This is a genomic window from Nocardiopsis rhodophaea, from assembly GCF_039530945.1.
Lineage (GTDB): Bacteria > Actinomycetota > Actinomycetes > Streptosporangiales > Streptosporangiaceae > Nocardiopsis_C > Nocardiopsis_C rhodophaea.
The window spans coordinates 18,815-36,395 of the sequence record NZ_BAAAPC010000031.1 but is presented as its reverse complement, the minus strand read 5'-3'; the positions used below and the strand labels follow the sequence as shown (position 1 = coordinate 36,395).

The following is a 17,581-nucleotide window of genomic DNA, read 5'->3' as shown; positions in this document are numbered from 1 at the left end:
GAGTGACCTCAGAGAAAAGGAGTGTCCGCATGTCGCTGGTCGGAATCGTCGGCTCCGGAGTGATGGGAGTCGGCACGGCCCAGAGCCTCATGCATAGCGGTCATGACGTCGTCATGGTCGATGTGAGTGAGGAGATCCTGGACCAGGCCGCCGCCGAGCTGGCGCGCAACACGCGGCTCAGCCGCCTGCTGGCCAGGCCCGGCGCGGAGCCCGCGGCGACCACCGCCGGGAAGGTCGAGTACTCGGTCGAGTACGACGCCCTCGCCCCGGTGGACTTCGTGGTCGAGAACATCACCGAGAAGTGGGAGCAGAAGTTGGACCTCTACCCCGTCCTGGACATGGTGTGCCGGGACGACGTGTGCTTCGCCGCCAACACCTCGTGCACGTCCATCACCCGCCTGGGGGCGCTGACGTCGCGGCCGTCCCAGGTCATCGGGATGCACTTCATGAACCCCGTCCCGCTGAAGCCCGCGGTCGAGGTCATCATGGGCCACCACACCTCCACCGCCACGCTCGACACCGCCAAGGAGCTGCTGTCGACGATGGGCAAGGAGGCGATCGTGGTCAGCGACTCCCCCGGCTTCGTCTCCAACCGGGTGCTCATGCCCACCATCAACGAGGCGATCTACCTCGTGCAGGAGAAGGTCGCCGAACCCGCGGAGATCGACCGGCTGTTCGAGCGGTGCTTCGGGCACGCCATGGGGCCGCTGCAGACCGCCGACCTCATTGGCGTGGACACCATCCTGCACAGCCTCCAGGTGCTCTACGAGGACTTCAGCGACAGCAAGTACCGCCCGTGCCCCCTGCTGCGCCGCATGGTCGACGCCGGCCTGCACGGCCGCAAGGCGGGCCAGGGTTTCTTCACCTACCAGACCTGAGAGTGGGAGCAACGATGACGACAGAGCAGATCAAGGCCGCCCTGCGCGAGTTCATCCTCGGCCGCTACCCCGACCTGGACCTCCGCGACGACGAGGACATCTTCCGCCTCGGCTTCGTCAACTCCCTGTTCGCGATGGAGCTGGTGATGTTCGTCGAGAGCAAGTTCCAGCTCAGCATCCCCAACGAGGAGCTCTCCCTCGACGGCTTCCGCACCGTGGACGCCATGGCCGCGCTCGTCGAGCGCGTCTCGGGCCGCGACGTCGCGGCGAAAGGGTGAGGGGCGTGGATACCCTCGCACCCCCCGCCCGCGCCCGAGAACGCTTCCGCGCCTTCGCCGACGGCGAGATCGCCCCGCGCGCCGCGGAGTTCGACCGGGAACAGCGCATCCCGCCGGAGCTGGTCAAGCGCCTGGCCGCGGAGGGCTACCTCGGCGCCATCCTGCCCGCCGAAGCGGGCGGACCCGGGATGGACCGGGTGACGTTCGGCGCCCTGCACGAGGAGGTCGGGCGCGCCTGCTCCTCAGTGCGCAGCCTGCTCACCGTGCACAGCATGGTGGCCTTCGCCGTGCACCGCTGGGGCACCGCCGAGCAGAAGGCGGCCCGGCTCTCCGGGCTGGCCAGCGGCGACACGCTGGGCGCGTTCTGCCTGACCGAGCCCGATGCCGGCAGCGACGCCGGGCGGATCACCACCACGGCCGCCCGCACCGACAACGGGTTCCTGATCGACGGTGCGAAGAAGTGGATCACCTGCGGGCAGATCGCCGATGTCTACCTGGTGTTCGCCAAGGCGCCCGCGGGCATGTCGGCGTTCCTGGTCGACCGCGCCACGCCGGGGCTGTGTGTCCGGCCGCTGACCGACATCATGGGGACCCGCGGCAGCATGCTCGCCGAGCTGGAGTTCCGTGACTGCGAGGTGGGCGCGGACGCGCTGCTCGGCCCGGAAGGGATGGGCCTGTCGCTCGTGGGCACCGGCGCTCTCGACGTCGGGCGCTACAGCGTGGCGTGCGGATGCGTGGGGATCTCCCAGGCGTGCGTCGACGCCTGCGCCGACTACACCGCGCGGCGGGTGGCGGGCGCGGCACCGCTGCGGGAGCACCAGCTGATCCGGCGGATGCTGAGCGACATGGTGACCAACCTGGAGGCCGGACGCCTACTGTGCCGACGGGCCGGGGTCCTCAAGGACGAGGGCAGCCCCACGACCGTGATGGCCACGTGGATGGCGAAGTACTTCGCGTCGACGGCGGCCATGAGCGCGGCCGCCGACGCGGTCCAGATCCACGGGGCCAGCGGCTGCGGTGGAGGTGCGGCGGTGGGCCGCTACTACCGGGACGCCAAGATCATGGAGATCATCGAGGGGAGCTCGCAGATTCAGCAGCTCACGATCGCCGAAGAGGCGTTCCAGCAGGCGGCTGCGGCCCCCTCCCTGACGGGATCGGAGGACCGCTGACATGTCCACCAACCGAACCGAACCGGTCGTCGGCACCGCCTCGGCGGGAGCGGGCGGCGCCGACGCACCCGACACGCCCCGCCAGGGGCGGGTGAAGTGCGTGGTGTGGGACCTCGACAACACCCTCTGGGACGGGACTCTGCTGGAGGACGGCCAGGTCACCCCGTGCCCCGATGTGGTCGAGGCGATCCACACCCTGGACGGTCGGGGCATCCTCAACTCGATCGCCAGCCGCAACGACCACGACGCGGCGATGGAGCAACTCACCGCGTTCGGTCTGAGCGAGTACTTCCTGTACCCGCAGATCGGCTGGAACCCGAAGTCGTCGAGTATCGCCGCCATCGCCCAGCGGCTCAACCTCGGCATCGACGCGATGGCCTTCGTCGACGACCAGCCGTTCGAGCTGGCGGAGGTGGAGTTCACCCACCCGGAGGTGATGTGCGTGGACGTCACCGAGCTGGCGGAGGCCCTGGAGCGGCCGGAGCTGGTGCCGCGCTTCATCACCGACGAGTCGCGCCTACGCCGCCGCATGTACCAGAGCGGTATCGAGCGGGAGCAGGTGGAGCAGGAGTTCGTCGGCACCAACGAGGAGTTCCTCGCCTCGCTGCGGATGACGTTCACCGTCAGCACGGCCCAGGAGGAGGACCTCCAACGGGCCGAGGAGCTGACCGTCCGCACCAACCAGCTCAACTCCACCGGGCACACGTTCTCCTATGACGAGCTCGACGCGTTCCGCTCGTCGCCCGACCACCTGCTGCTGGTGGCCGACCTGGAGGACCGGTTCGGGCCCTACGGGAAGATCGGCCTCGCACTGGTGGAGAAGGGTGAGCGGTACTGGCGGTTGCGGCTGCTGCTGATGTCGTGCCGGGTGATGGCGCGGGGGGTGGGCAGCGTGTTGCTCAACCACGTGATGTCCCTGGCGCGTGACAACGGCGTCGGCCTGCGCGCCGACTTCACCGAGACCGGGCGCAACCGGCAGATGTACGTCACCTACAAGTTCGCCGGATTCCGCGAGGTCTCGCGGGACGGCGACCGCACGGTCCTGGAGGCGGACCTCGCACGCGTCCAGGAGCCGCCGGAGCACCTGACCTTCCGAGGTGTGCCGGACGCCGGGTAGCCGGGCGGGCCGCGGCGGCCTCCTCCCCCGCCGCGGCCCGCGCTCCCCGCGGGAGAAGGCCGGTGTGCGGCCGTTGATCGCCACATGGAAAGATCACGGATCGACGTCCTACCCCCCGACAACCACACCTGTCGCGCTTCCCGACAACGGAGGACCCGCCGTATGCCGCACGAGCCCGCGCCGACCGCCCCCGCCCGATTCGTCCCCGCGGAGGGAACCCGCGAGCGCCACCCCGCCGGCGACCGACCCGCATCGGCGGCCGGGCCGGGCGAGGAGACCGGGCGCGCGGACAGCAGCAGCCTGGTCGCCCGCGGGCTGCGGCACGGCGACCCGGTGGCCGACGCTGTGATCGCCGAGCTGGACACGCTGGGGCGGGAGGCGCGCGCGTCCCTGGACGCCGGGCTCCGCCACGGCCTGGACAGCCTCGACTCCCCGCCTCCGGCGGTCGCGGAGCTGCTGCGCGAAAGCGAGACCCCGCCCTTCCCGGTCGACGCCGAGATGCTGCGACGGGGCGACACCACCAGCCTGTCGGTCGACCCGTTCTGGAGCACGATCGCGTTCGCGCTCGGCTCCCTCGTCCACACCTACAGCGCGCCCGGGATCGCGCGGGTGCTCACCGGCACCGGGAAGCTCACCGCGACGGCCGCGCGCCGCCTGGCGGAGACCGGGCTGTGGCGCACCAACGCGATCCTGCCCGGCGGGCTGCTGCGCGGCGCCCCGGGGTACCTCGACACCGTGCACGTACGGCTGCTGCACGCCCGCGTGCGCGCCAGCGCGCTGCGGCGGGGCTGGGACACCGAGACCTGGGGAATCCCGATCAACCAGACGGACACGGCCCGCACGTGGCTCGACTTCACCGTCATTCCGTATACGGCGCTGCGCAAGGTGGGGATCGCGACCAGCGCCGAGGAGGAGTCCGAGCTCTACCGCTACTGGGCGTTCCTCGCCCATCTCCTGGGCTTGGACCCCGAGTGGTACCGGCCGGTGACCGACCACGCGTCGGCCGACGCGCTGCTGTCGGCCATCGACGCCACCAACGCCGAGCCGGACGACAACGCGCGCCAGCTTGTGGCCGCGCTGCTCGACGCGGTGGCCGACGGTCAGGTCGGCCGGGCGCTCGGGATGGAGCGGGCGCACACGCGTACGCTGCTGGAGGCGCTGACCCGGCTCTTCCAGGGCGACGCGACCGCCGACGCGCTGGGCATCGAACGCGTGGACGCGGCGCCGTTCCTTCCGGTGATCGCGATGGGCAACGCGCGGGCGCGGCGGTGGCAGCAGTTCAGCGTCGCCTCGCGGGATCTCGCGATGGTCGAGACGGTCGCGCACCGACGCCAGGAGTTCGCGGGGCTGGGGCGGACCGAGTACCAGGCCGAGGTGGCGCCCGACGCCGACCGGGGGTAGGCCGGGGTGGTCCCGGGGAGAGCCAGCGCCGGGGCCGGCTGAGACAGCACGCGACCAGGCTCCGGTGAGCCCGCGCATCGGACGGCGCTCCGCCAATCGGTTGGCCGAAAGGCGAATAGTTGACTCGGAAAAAGTTCCGATATGCATTTTCGCGCCAAGATCGAACTGGCCGGGTATGTCAACCGTGATCCTTACCGAGAGCTCGATGATCTCTCGGTAGGAACATTCGCGTACCCGGCGCTCGATATCGAAGGAGCTGGTCTTCATGTCCCGTCTTGCCCTGAGTGCGGCAGCGCTCGCTGTCCTGCTCGGTGTGGCCGCATGCGGCGGCGAGGGGTCGGAGCCCGCCGCCGGCGACAACGCGGCCACCCAGCAGGAGACGGGGGAAGGCCGGGGAACGGCGGAGAACGACAACAACCCGGCCGAGGACACGGCCACGGACACGGCCGACGCCCCAACCCCCGTCGAGGCGGTCTCCGTCAAGGCCAGTGAGTTCTCCTTCGAGGGCATCCCGGACACCCTCCCGGCCGGGACGATCAAGTTCGACTTCGACAATGTGGGCGAAGCGGAGCACAACCTCGTGATCGAGGAGCTCGGCGACACCAAGGTGGTGGAGGCCCAACCGGGCGGGCAGGACAGCGGCACGGCCGAGCTGGAGCCGGGCGAATACACCTTCTACTGCTCGATTCCCGGGCACCGCGAGGCCGGCATGTGGGTCAAGGTCACCGTGGAGTAGGGGCCGCGGGGGTCTCCCCCGCTCCCCGCGCACGGGCATGCCGGGCCGACCACGGCCAGCGGGGGTGCCGCTCCGGCCTCCCCGCGTTTCCCGCCCCCTACTCTCGCCGCTCCGTTTTCCACCCCCACTCCACCTCTTCCCTCCCACGGCGCCCCTCGGGCCGCGAAGGACACCACAACGGAGGCTTTCCCCTATGTCCGACACCCGCCTGACCACCGCCGCCGCCCCGGCGACATCATTGCTGTGGAGTCTGCGCGTGACCGTACTACTGCACGCGGCTCTGCTGGTGGTGGAGTTCGCCTCCGCCGGCCGCATCCTCATAGAGGACCACTCGGCCCTTCCCGTCCACGGGGTCGGAGCCATCGCCGTACACGCGGCGGGCGGTCTCCAGATTCTCGCGGCGGTCCTCTACTGGCGCCCGGGAAACGGCCCGCTGTGGCCCGCCGTCGCGAGCGTCGCGGCCTTCGCCGCCGGATTCGTCCAGGCGTACTTCGGCAGCCACGGCATTCTGGAGCTCCACGTCCCCGGCGCGATGCTCCTCGTCATCCTGGTGACCTGGATTCTGGCATGGTCCTGGATGACGAGTTCGACCCACCGCCCGACCGACTGAACACTCGCGCCGTCATTCGTCCGATTCACACGGCTGTCCGGGAAGAGGCCTCTTTCACTCGCTCTCCACAATTCGATAGGGTCGCCGCAGTCACTCGGAGAGGTGGCCGGATCGCACCGGGCGATCGACGCTGGGTGAAAAGGCACTCCCCACAGCCATGCAACCCGCCGTGCCCAGCGCCACAAAGAGGACTCCGCCGAACCGCGCCCCGCACGTCCGTGCGTTCGGGGCCACCCGTCCGGCGGATGACCCCGGCGCGTCAGGGCCTCGGGCGGACGAGTGAGACCGCATATGCGGGGACTGCCGCTCACAGTCCCCCACCAACGCTGTTCTGCGCGTCTGACGCGTCCGCCCCCTTTTTTCTCGGAGGGGCGCGGAAAGGGAGGGCGCGATGGCGAAGTCCACGTGGTGGTGTCCACGGTGCGACTTTTACAACAACCTCGACCGCAGGACGTGTTTGAACTGCGGCGATCTGCGGAAGGACGGCGCGGCGGCCCACTCCGTCACGACCACCGCCCCGCGACCGGAGGCAGAGGAGGAGGCGCGACCGGAGGCGCCGCCCGCCAGCGCGTGGCGCTGCCAGGTCTGTGCCAGCGGCAACGACACGCGGGACAGCACCTGCCGGTACTGCGGCAACCGCCGACCGTCGAAGGGCCACCCCCTCAACGGCACCCAGGGTGCCCCATCGACGCAGTCGAAGCCGCCGGGTGATGGGGCGAGTGGCGATCCCCCGTCGGGACGCGACGGCGATCTGCTCGCCACACCGAACGCACCGGCGAGCCACGTCCGAGATTCCGGGGCGGACGCCGATTCCTCCGGCGATGACCCGCCCTCACCCCCCGGCAGGGGGCCAGACACCGCCCCCCTCCCCCACGTTTCCGCGGGCAGGGCGTCCGATCCGCAGGACGCGACGGGCCCCGACATCCCCTCCGGCTTCGACGCGCCCGAACTCGCGGATCTGCGGCGCGGGCGCCACGAACACGGCGCGTCGATCACCGCCCCCCCGCTGTTCGACCGGGCCCGCCGGCACCTCACCCCCGCCGGCCTCCTCGGACTGCTCGTGCCGCCCCTGCTGCTGCTTCTCCTGTACAGCTGCGGGCAGGGAGGCGACGAACCCGCGAACTCCGGTGCCGGGGCGGTCCAGCCCGCGGCACCGCCGCCCACCCCGGCTAGCCCTGACGAGCGCGCCTCGTCCGCACCCAGCGCATCCGACTGCCCGGTCCGCATCACCCAGCAGTTCCCGGAGCCCGAGGAGGGCGCCCTCGTCGAGGCGTTCATGTCCGCGGACAAACTGATCACGCTGTGCCGAACCGACAGCGGGCGCCTGTTCTACTACGGGGAGTACTTCGCCGAGCCCGAGCAGGGGACACTGGTGCCCGCCGAGGCGACTGACAACGGGTACGTCGCCGAGAACGGCCCTTTCCGCTACGAGATCGTCGGCGACGAGGTCATCGTCTTCCGCGACGGCGAGGAACTGTCCCGGGACCTGCTCATGCCCATGTCCGATTCGCCCCCCTCGTCCCCCGGGATCGACGATGACGTGGGCCTCGGCGTGGACGCGTGAGAACAGAGCGCCGTCGATGCGGCGGCCGGCATTCCCGGTTCCTCCCCATCATGTCCCGCCGCGCCCCCGCGGGTTCGCCACTGGCGAATCGTCGGGGACACGCCCCGCAATCCGGTCTCCGTCGCGGGCCGACTGCCGTACGGTCATGTCCCGGAAATCCATCCAGGCGGGTCCGCGGCGCCTTCGGCGCCGCGGACCCGATCCCCACGGCGGGTGGCGACACCACCCGCGGAATGGAGACCATGTGCGACGGCGCAACTTCCTCGCGGCGGGGGCCACTGCCGGGCTCGCGATGGCGACGCTCGGCAGCACAGCGGCCGCTACTCGGCCCACCCCGGCCGAACCCGCCCTGATGTCGGGCAGCACACCTCACAGGCAGGGCGTTCCCCAGACACTGACCGAGCGGTCGACCGCCACCACCAGCCCACCCCGCATGGTGCGGCCGGAGGCCGGCTTCGACTACGTCGCGGTCCGTTCCTCCGAGAACGCGCCGCGCAGCGCCGCGATCCGCTTCGAGGCCCCTGACGGCCTCACCGGATGGCGGTCGCTGCACTTCCACGGGGGCGGGCGCGACGCCAGGCCGGCCACCGCGGCGGCCCTCACCCCGGCCCCCGCTGGAAGCACCGGATACGAGATCAGCGCGGAGGGCATGGACCGTGCCGCGTGTGTGGCGATAAACCTTCAGGACGGAGGCAGGGTGCGCATCGACGGCAGGCCCGAGGGGGAACTCTACGACGACACCGCCACCGACCCCAGGGGCGGCCTGCTGGTCGCCTACCTCACCCGGGCGGGGTGGGGCGCCGACGAGTCGCTGCGGTTCAACGACGAGGGCGAGGAGGAATGGCCTACCGCCTACTCCCCGGTCCAGGCCATCACCGTGCACCACAGCGCCTGGGAGATCGGGGAGGGCGGCGCCGCCGCGAACGTGCGGGCGATCTACCACCTCCACGCGGTGGAGAACGGTTGGGGCGACATCGGCTACCACCTGCTCATCGACCCCGACGGAGGGGTGTACGAGGGGCGCTGGTCCGGTAGCGACCCGATGCCGATCTTCCGTACGATCCCGCTGCCCGGCGGGGCGGAGGCGGTGACCGCCGGACACGTCTACCAGTTCAACCCCGGCAACATCGGGATCTGCGTGCTCGGAGATTTCACCGACCGCATGCCCACCGAGCGGGCCCAGGACAGCCTGGTGCGCACGCTGCGCGCCCTGTGCTGGATCACCGGCGTGGACCCGGTGGAGGAGATCGCGTACGTCAACCCGGTGAACGGGAAGAAGGCCATCCAGCAGGGCGTGTCGCGCCACCGGGACTGGCTGCCGACCGAGTGCCCCGGCAGTACCTTCGCCGAGCACTTCGATACCGCGATCCGCCAGCGCGTGGCGCGCGGCCTGGTCTGACGGACGTCGGTCGCCCACCGAGCACGCCACGGTGTCTCCGGGGGGCGAGCAGCCCCGGAGGCACCCCACCGCGCCGCGACGTCAGCCCCGGCCCCGCCGCCACTCGGCGATGAGCAGCCAGATGAGGTAGAGCCCGCCGATGAGGCCGGTCGCGGTGCCGACCGGTAGCGCCGCGGTGCTGAAGAGCCGCTGCACAGCGAAGTCGCTCACCAGCAGCAGCAGAGCGCCCATGAGAGCGGCCGGAATCAGGCCGGGCCCCGGTGACCGGGTGAGGCGCTGGGCGAGTTGCGGAGCGGCCAGCGCCACGAACAGGATCGGCCCGGTCGCGGCGGTCGCGATCGCGGCCAGCACCACACTCACCAGGATGAGCACCAGTCTGCTTCGCTCCACACCGACACCGAGTGCCTTGGCCGCGTCATCGCCCATGCCGAGCAGGGACAAGGCGCGGCCGTGGTAGACGGCGACGGGGAGGAGGACCGCCAGTGCCAGGCCGACCGCGACCGCCTGCTCGGTCCCGACGTTGTTGATGCTGCCGACCAGCCATGCCTGGGCGGACAGGGCGTCCTGCAGACTGGCCCGCGTGATCAGGTAGGAGTTGGCGGCCAGCGCCATGGCGGCGATGCCGATACCGACGAGGATGAACCGGCTGCCACGCACACCGCGGGTGAACGCCAGCAGGTAGATGATCACGGCGGTGACCACACCGCCGACGAGGGCGCCCAGCGCGATCTGGAGCATGCTCCCGCTGATCAGGACGATGACGATGAGGGCGCCGGTGGCCGCTCCGTTGGTGAAGCCGATGATGTCCGGGCTGCCCAGGGGGTTGCCCGAGAGCCGCTGCAGGATGGCGCCGCTGACCGCCAGGGCCGCGCCGACGAACAGCGCGGTGAGCAGGCGCGGCATGCGCAACGTGAAGACGATGAACTCGTGTCCGGGACTCCCCTGACCGACCAGGACAGCGGCGACCTCGGAGGGGCTGAGGGGAAAGTCGCCGACGGTGAGGGCGAGGACCGCCATCCCGAGGAGCCCGGCGGCCAGCACCGCACACGCCGCGACCGTCCGGATGTGGACGCGCAGCGCGACCCTCTCGCTTCGGCTGCGCATCGGGGCGTACCCCATCGGCGTCACGGACGCCGCGGCGCGAGCGCGCGGGATGCGGGTGGGGGGACGCATCGTGCCGACCGCCCGGCTCTGGGCCGCCTGCCCCTCGGGCGCGGTCACAGGGCGGCCAACCGGCGGCGACGGCACAGGGCGATGAACACGGGAGCTCCGATGAAAGCGGTGACGATTCCGACCTGCAGCTCGCCCGGCGCGCCGAGCACGCGGCCCACGACGTCGGATCCGAGTAGCAGGATCGGGGCGAGCAGGAGGGAGTAGGCCAGTACCCAGCGCTGGTCGGGGCCGACGATCAACCGGGCAATGTGCGGGACGGCCAACCCGACGAACGTGATCGGCCCGGCGGCGGCGGTGGCGGCCCCGCACAGCAGCATGACCGCGACGGCACCGAGCACGCGGGTGCGCCTGATGCGCACGCCCAGGGCGCGGCCCATCTGGTCGCCGAGCGCCAGGGCGTTGAGCGGCCGTGCGAGGGCCAGGGCGGTGACCGCACCGATGATGATGAACGGCGCGACGGGCAGCAGCACGTCGAGGTAGCGGCCGGCGAGCGAACCGACGTTCCAGAACCGGAACTCGTCGAACGCCCGCGGATTGATCAGCAGCATTGCGCTGTTGAAGGCGTACAGCACGGCGGTGATCGCCGCCCCGGCCAGCACTAACCGGTCCGGCGTCGCCGCCCGCCCTCCGGTCGACCCGATCGCGTAGACGACGATGGACGCCGCCACGGCACCGACGAAGGCGAACCACACGTAACCGGTGACCGCCGAGACCCCGACGAACGCGATCGCCACGACCACCCCCGTCGAGGCGCCCAGGCTCACCCCGAGGATCCCGGGGTCGGCCAGCGGGTTGCGGGTCAGCGCCTGCATCAACGCGCCGGAGAGCCCAAGGGCGATGCCCACCAGCGCACCGAGGATCGTCCGGGGGATCCGGTAGTCGTGCACGATGACGGCGTCGCGGGAGCCATCGGGGTGCCATAGCAGCTCCCAGACCCTGGTCAGAGGGATGTCGCTGGTCCCCACCCAAATGCTGAGCAGGGCGACACACCCCAACGCCGCGAGCGCCACCGGAATACCGAGACGACGCACTCTCGGATGATGGGAACGCCGCTCCATCCGATCATCGGGGTCGGCGGCGCTCCTCTCCTGCGAGCGAGCGGTGACCGACACCGGCGACCTCCTGCATGGGCGACTCAGTCCCGAATTTTCCCTAAGGTAAGGCTAACCGAACCGAAATGCTAACGGAGATCGCGGTCGGGGATCAACGTTGCGAACAAATGCCAAATATCACCTGAATTCCAGCACCGCCGAGCACTCGGGCGCCGCCAGGCGGCGGCAGGCGGAGACAGGTGCACGGGCGGAGACCGCCGGCCAGGCAGGCGGAGTGCGGAGTGGGGTCTGCGTGGCGACCCGACCGGCTCCCGCCTCTTTCCGGTGGTCGGCCGTGAAAAGCGGCCTCGACGGCGGTGCGGGGCTGGGGGCGCCACCCCCTGAGCAGACGGGGCAAAGGCCGGGCGAACGCCGACAAGACGGCCCAGCGGACCTGCGATCCCAGCCGCGACGACACCGCGGCGCGTTGGGACCAGCGCACAGGGGACACTGACGCGGCCCCGGCGCGGCGGCGGCCTCACCGAGTGCGCGAAGGACCCCCTTAGACTAGCCTTACCTAACTGAGTGCTGACCGTGCCGGGCGACCCGTCGGAGGTAAGTGGAGTGGTGCGCGCAGAAGAGCCTGCCGAGGGGGCGGGTGGCTCCGGAGCAGGGTGGACGGGGCGTCGCGTGGTACTGGGTGCGGTTTCCGGACAGCGACGGTTGATCATCGGGTCCTCGGTACTCGCCGCTTCGCACCAAGCGTGTGAGGCGCTGGTTCCGGTCGTCATCGGTGTCCTGATCGACGAGGCGGTGTCGACGGGATCCGTTGCCGCGCTGGTCCGCTGGCTGGTGATTCTGGCAGCGCTCTTCACCGTGCTCTCCTACAGCTACCGGTTCGCCGCGCGCGGTGCCGAACGGGCGTCGGAGCAGGCGGCGCATCGGCTGCGGATCGAGGTGGGTGAGCGTGTTCTCGACCCCCAGGGCGGTGCCGAGGCCGGGCGGTTGCCCGGTGCGCTGGTCACTATCGCGACAGAGGACGCCAAGCGCGTCGGCAGGGTCAACGGCGCGATTCCGTTCGGCGTCGCCGGGGTGGCCGGGCTGCTGGTCAGCGCCGTCGCGCTGCTGCTGATCTCGGTCCCGCTGGGTCTGCTGGTTCTCCTGGGGACCCCTCCCCTGCTGTGGCTCGCGCATGTGATCGGTCGCCCCCTGGAGCGCCGCAGCGGCGTGGAGCAGGAGCGGGCCGCCCACGCCTCCGGGACCGCGGCCGACCTGGTGTCCGGGCTGCGGGTCCTCAAGGGCATCGGAGCGGAGGGCGCGGCGGTGTCCCGCTATCGCGAAGCGAGCCGCGACTCCTTGGCCGCCACGCTGCGCGCCACGCGCGCCCAGGCGGGGCACGACGGAGCGCTGCTCGCTCTCACCGGGGGCTTCATCGCACTCGTGGCCCTGGTCGGCGGCCACCTGGCGGTCGGTGGCTCTATCAGCATCGGTGATCTGGTCGCGGCGGTGGGTCTGGCGCAGTTCCTCCTCGGTCCGTTCCAGATCTTCTCGTGGGTGAATGGGATGCTGGCCCAGGGCCGTGCCTCGGCCGGGCGGGTGGCGTCGGTGCTGGCGGCTCCCCCGGCGGTGGGGGCAGGTCAGGGCCGACTGCCGAAGGAGGTCGCCGGCCGCCTGCGGCTGAGTGGGGTCACGTACGGCGCGCTGAACGGCGTGGACCTCGACGTCGCCCCCGGCAGCCTGACCGGTGTGGTCGCCCCCGACCCGGCCGCCGCCGCGGCCCTGCTGGAGTGCCTGGGACGCGACGCCGACCCGGCGACGGGCTCGATCGAACTCGATGGCGTGCGGCTGTCGGGGCTGCACCCCAGCGACGTGCGCGCCGCGATCCTGGTCGCCGCGCACGACGCCGACCTGTTCGAAGGCACGCTGTGGGAGAACGTGACAGCGGCCGTCTCCGGCGCGGTGGACCCGAATACACACGAGGCAGAAGAAAAGGACGACGCAGGGGAGAGGGAGAAGGATCCGCGCGCGGCGATGACCGCGGGCGTCGGGCGGGCTCTGACCGCCGCTGCCGCCGACGAGGTCGCCAGCACGCTGCCGCACGGCGTCGAGACGACGATCACCGAACGCGGCCGCTCCCTCTCCGGAGGCCAGCGTCAACGTGTCGCCCTCGCGCGGGCGCTCGCCGCCGATCCGCCGGTACTGGTGGTCCACGACCCGACCACGGCCGTCGACGCGGTCACCGAGTCCCGCATCGCCTCCGAGATCGCCGAGGTGCGCCGGGGCCGCACGACCCTGCTGGTCACGACCAGCCCGGCCCTGCTCGCGGCGACCGACCACGTGGTGGTCATCGATGGCGGCACCGTGATCGCGCAAGGCACGCACGCCGACCTCCTCCACACTGACCCCACCTACCGCTCGGCAGTGCTCACGTGAGCCCCGCTGCGGCCAGCACCCGTGGGGCACCACGGCGCGCGACATCGTGGCCCCGCGCGTGCCCTTGCCCCGCCGCCACCGCTTCTGCCCACCGACGACCCCCGAGGGAATCCCGATGACCGCAACCTCTGATCCGGCACGGGAGCTGCTGCCCACCGCCACCGGGAAGCGGACCGCCGCGGTGGTGGGAGGGTTGCTCCGACGCAACCGCGGCATCGCCGTGAGCGCGTTCCTGGCGATGGTCGGTGCCACCGGCATCGGGCTGCTCACCGCGCCGCTGCTGGGTCACATCGTCGATATCGTCGCCGAGAAGGGCGGGGCCGGGGCCATCACCGTGCCGGTGGTGCTCCTCGCCGTTGTGGCGCTCGCGCGCGGCGCGGCCACCGCGGTGGGCCTGACCCTGGTGGCTCGGCTGGGCGAGGGCATGCTCGCCACACTGCGCGAACGGTTCATCGAAAAGGCGCTGCACCTGCCCCTCGAACAGGTGGAACAAGCCGGGTCCGGTGACCTGACGGCGCGCGTGACCAGTGATGTGGCCGAGGTCGCCAAGTCGGTGCGCGAGGCACTGCCGGAGCTGGGCCGATCACTGCTGACCATCACGCTGACCCTCGGGGCGCTCGCCGTGCTCGACTGGCGGTTCCTCGTGGCCGCTCTCCTGGCCGCCCCCATCCAGCTACTGACCGTGCGGTGGTATCTGCGCCGTGCCGTCCCCCTCTACGCCGCCCAGCGCGTCGCCATCGGCGCCCAACAGCAGCAGCTTCTCGACACCGTCGGCGGTGCGCGGACCGTGCGGGCCTTCCGGCTCACCGACGACCACGTCGAGCGGGTCTCCCAGCGCTCGCGGGGCGCCGTCGACCTGTCCCTGCGCGGCATCCGGCTGGTGACCGGCTTCTTCGCCCGGCTGAACCTGGCCGAGTACGTCGGCCTCGGTGGCGTCCTGGCCGCTGGTTTCCTCCTGGTCAACAACGGTTCGGCGAGTATCGGCACGGCGACCGCGGCGGCCCTGTACTTCCACAGTCTCTTCAACCCGATCAACGCGGCCCTCGTCCTGCTCGACGACGCGCAGAAGGCCGGTGCGAGCCTGGCCCGGATCATCGGGGTGGCCGACCTGCCGGGCGAGACCGACGGCGCCGCGAGCGCGCGGCCCGCCGTGTCGCACGGCCCCGACGGCGCCCAGGCCCATCGGCCGGTCGCTCCGGTCGACGCCTCGGTCAAGGTGGCGGGGCTGGGCCATGCCTACAAGCCCGGCCACGACATCCTGCACGACGTGGACCTGCACATCGGCGCGGGGGAACGGGTCGCGCTGGTCGGGGCCAGCGGGGCGGGCAAGACCACCCTGGCCAAGCTGATCGCGGGCATCCACCGGCCCACATCGGGGGCGATCGCCCTCGGCGGGGTGGGCATCGACGAGCTCGATCCCGCGTCCATCCGCTCCACCGTCGCACTGATCAGCCAGGAGGTACACGTTTTCGCCGGTCCGCTGCGCGACGACCTGCGGCTGGCCCGGCCCGGGGCCACCGACGGGGAGCTGCGCGACGCCCTGGCCCGAGTTGGTGCTCTGACCTGGGTCGATGCCTTGCCCGACGGCCTGTCGACGGTGGTCGGCGATGGCGCGCACCGGTTGACCGTGGCGCAGGCCCAGCAGCTGGCGCTGGTCCGGCTGGTGCTGGCCGACCCGCCGATCGCGATCCTCGACGAGGCCACGGCCGACGCGGGCAGTGCCGGCGCACGCGAGCTGGAGGAGTCGGCCGCTCGCGCGTTGGAGGGGCGCACCGCCCTGATCGTGGCCCACCGCCTCACCCAGGCGGCCACCGCCGACCGGGTGGTGGTGTTGGACGGCGGACGGGTCGTGGAGACCGGGACCCACGACGAGCTTGTCGCGGCGGGCGGGCGGTATGCCTCGCTCTGGGGCGTCTGGGCGGACAATCGCCGGAATGTGAAGACGGAGACGGAGGGGTAAGCGTGTGACCTGGGCCGCTTCTCCACACGCCAGAGTCTGGTCTAGGCCAATGTGTGGTACACACCGGGCGGAGGCATTTTGATTCACGTCCCCAGGACAAGGAGCGGAGCCATGCCGGAGACAACACCTGCGGAAAGCACGCGCCTCGACCAGCGTGCGGAGTGGAATGCGCTGGCCGAGCACCGCGAGAAGCTGGGAGACACGCACCTGCGGGACCTGTTCGCCGCCGACCCCGGCCGGGCCGGACGCTACGGCCTGCACGTCGGCGACCTCTATCTCGACTACTCCAAGAACATCGTCACCGACGAGACGCTACAGCTGCTGCGCGAGCTCGCCACGTCCACCGGGGTGACCGAGCTGCGCGACGCGATGTTCCGCGGCGACAAGATCAACTTCACCGAGCACCGCGCCGTCCTGCACACCGCGCTGCGCGCCCCCCGCGACAGCGTGATCGAGGTCGACGGGCACAACGTCGTCCCGGACGTGCACGCCGTGTTGGACCGGATGTCCGACTTCACCGAACGCGTCCGAACGGGTGTGTGGAGGGGCCACACCGGCAAGCGCATCACGCGCGTCATCAACATCGGTATCGGCGGGTCCGATCTTGGTCCGGCCATGGCCTATGAGGCGCTGCTCCCGTTCACCGCGCGGGAGATCGACGTCCGGTTCGTCTCCAACGTCGACGGCTCCGACCTGCACGAAGCGCTGCGCGATGCCGACCCCGAGCAGACGCTGTTCATCATCGCGTCCAAGACGTTCACCACCATCGAGACCATCACGAACGCCACCTCCGCGCGCACGTGGCTGCTCGACGCCCTCGGCGGTGACGCCTCCGCGGTGGCCAAGCATTTCGTGGCGGTGTCCACGAACGCGGAGAAGGTCGCCGAGTTCGGCATCGACACCGCCAACATGTTCGAGTTCTGGGACTGGGTGGGCGGCCGCTACTCCTACGACTCGGCGATCGGGCTGTCGCTGATGATCGCGATCGGCCCGGACCGCTTCCGCGCGATGCTCGACGGCTTCCGGTTGATGGACGAGCACTTCCGCACCGCCCCGGCCGAGGCCAACGCGCCGGTGCTCCTCGGCCTCCTGGGGATCTGGTACGGCGACTTCTTCGACGCCCAGTCGCACGCCGTGCTCCCCTACAGCCACTACCTGTCGCGTTTCACCGCCTACCTGCAGCAGCTCGACATGGAGTCCAACGGCAAGGCCACCGACCGCGCCGGGCGACCGGTGTCCTGGCAGACGGGCCCGGTGGTCTGGGGCACGCCGGGCACCAACGGCCAGCACGCCTACTACCAGCTGCTGCACCAGGGGACGAAGATGGTCCCGGCCGACCTCATCGGCTTCGCGCGCCCCGCGGCCGAGCTCAGCCCCGAGCTGGCCGCCCAGCACGACCTGCTGATGAGCAACCTGTTCGCCCAGGGGCAGGCCCTGGCGTTCGGCAAGACGGCCGAGGAGGTCGCGGCCGAGGGGGTGGCGGCGGAACTGGTTCCGCACCGCACCTTCCACGGCAACCGCCCCACCACGACCATCCTGGCCACTGAGCTGACCCCCGCGGTCCTCGGCCAGCTGATCGCGCTCTATGAGCACAAAGTCTTCGTGCAGGGCGCGGTGTGGGGCATCAACAGCTTCGACCAGTGGGGGGTCGAGCTCGGCAAGGTGCTGGCCAAGCGGGTCGAACCTGCGCTGACCGGGGGCGCCGGGGTGAGCGGGCTGGACGCCTCCACCGCGGGCCTTGTCGCGCGCTACCGCGAACTGCGCGGACGCTGATCTGGGACCGATCGACGTCGGCCCGGCCCCTCCCGCTGCCGACCGCGCGCGTTCCCGCC

The 17,581-nt window shown here is 71.2% G+C and carries 14 protein-coding genes; 12 read left to right on the top strand and 2 right to left on the bottom strand.

The window, feature by feature from the left end:
* Positions 1-29: 29 nt before the first annotated feature.
* From ABD259_RS24455 to ABD259_RS24415, 9 genes are all read left to right on the top strand, one after another.
* A complete protein-coding gene (locus ABD259_RS24455) occupies positions 30-878 on the top strand; it encodes a 3-hydroxyacyl-CoA dehydrogenase family protein (RefSeq protein WP_344106983.1) in 849 nt (282 codons plus the stop codon).
* Between the two features lie 14 nt (positions 879-892).
* Positions 893-1,156 carry an acyl carrier protein gene (locus ABD259_RS24450; protein ID WP_344106982.1) on the top strand — a complete coding sequence of 88 codons (264 nt, stop codon included), beginning with the start codon at positions 893-895 and terminating at the stop codon, positions 1,154-1,156.
* A gap of 5 nt (positions 1,157-1,161) precedes the next feature.
* On the top strand, positions 1,162-2,325 hold the full coding sequence (locus ABD259_RS24445; RefSeq protein ID WP_344165535.1) for an acyl-CoA dehydrogenase family protein: 1,164 nt from the start codon (positions 1,162-1,164) through the stop codon (positions 2,323-2,325).
* Position 2,326: 1 nt separating this feature from the next.
* A complete protein-coding gene (locus ABD259_RS24440) occupies positions 2,327-3,442 on the top strand; it encodes an HAD-IIIC family phosphatase (protein ID WP_344165533.1) in 1,116 nt (371 codons plus the stop codon).
* A gap of 162 nt (positions 3,443-3,604) precedes the next feature.
* On the top strand, positions 3,605-4,843 hold the full coding sequence (locus ABD259_RS24435; protein ID WP_344165530.1) for an oxygenase MpaB family protein: 1,239 nt from the start codon (positions 3,605-3,607) through the stop codon (positions 4,841-4,843).
* A gap of 265 nt (positions 4,844-5,108) precedes the next feature.
* A complete protein-coding gene (locus ABD259_RS24430; RefSeq protein ID WP_344165527.1) occupies positions 5,109-5,579 on the top strand; it encodes a cupredoxin domain-containing protein in 471 nt (156 codons plus the stop codon).
* Between the two features lie 193 nt (positions 5,580-5,772).
* On the top strand, positions 5,773-6,189 hold the full coding sequence (locus tag ABD259_RS24425; RefSeq protein WP_344106976.1) for a hypothetical protein: 417 nt from the start codon (positions 5,773-5,775) through the stop codon (positions 6,187-6,189).
* A gap of 391 nt (positions 6,190-6,580) precedes the next feature.
* Positions 6,581-7,753, top strand: a complete 1,173-nt coding sequence (locus tag ABD259_RS24420) for a hypothetical protein (protein ID WP_344165524.1) — start codon at positions 6,581-6,583, stop codon at positions 7,751-7,753.
* A gap of 244 nt (positions 7,754-7,997) precedes the next feature.
* The gene (locus ABD259_RS24415; protein WP_344165521.1) at positions 7,998-9,152 is read left to right on the top strand and encodes a peptidoglycan recognition protein family protein; all 1,155 of its coding nucleotides are present in this window, start codon (positions 7,998-8,000) and stop codon (positions 9,150-9,152) included.
* An 81-nt stretch (positions 9,153-9,233) separates the two neighbouring features.
* Here the strand turns inward: ABD259_RS24415 and ABD259_RS24410 are convergent, their stop codons facing one another.
* Positions 9,234-10,256, bottom strand: a complete 1,023-nt coding sequence (locus ABD259_RS24410; RefSeq protein WP_344165518.1) for a FecCD family ABC transporter permease — start codon at positions 10,254-10,256, stop codon at positions 9,234-9,236.
* A 113-nt stretch (positions 10,257-10,369) separates the two neighbouring features.
* Positions 10,370-11,437, bottom strand: coding sequence for a FecCD family ABC transporter permease (locus ABD259_RS24405; RefSeq protein WP_344165515.1), 1,068 nt, complete (start codon positions 11,435-11,437; stop codon positions 10,370-10,372).
* Positions 11,438-12,079: 642 nt separating this feature from the next.
* On the opposite strand from ABD259_RS24405, the gene ABD259_RS24400 reads away from it, so the two are divergent.
* The 3 genes from ABD259_RS24400 to pgi all read left to right on the top strand — a co-directional run bounded on the left by ABD259_RS24400 (position 12,080) and on the right by pgi (position 17,522).
* Positions 12,080-13,789, top strand: coding sequence for an ABC transporter ATP-binding protein (locus ABD259_RS24400; protein ID WP_344106971.1), 1,710 nt, complete (start codon positions 12,080-12,082; stop codon positions 13,787-13,789).
* A 115-nt stretch (positions 13,790-13,904) separates the two neighbouring features.
* Positions 13,905-15,749, top strand: coding sequence for an ABC transporter ATP-binding protein (locus ABD259_RS24395; protein ID WP_344106970.1), 1,845 nt, complete (start codon positions 13,905-13,907; stop codon positions 15,747-15,749).
* Positions 15,750-15,860: 111 nt separating this feature from the next.
* Positions 15,861-17,522: a glucose-6-phosphate isomerase gene (gene pgi, locus ABD259_RS24390; protein ID WP_344106969.1), complete on the top strand. Its 1,662-nt coding sequence runs from the start codon at positions 15,861-15,863 to the stop codon at positions 17,520-17,522.
* The last annotated feature ends 59 nt before the right edge of the window (positions 17,523-17,581 follow it).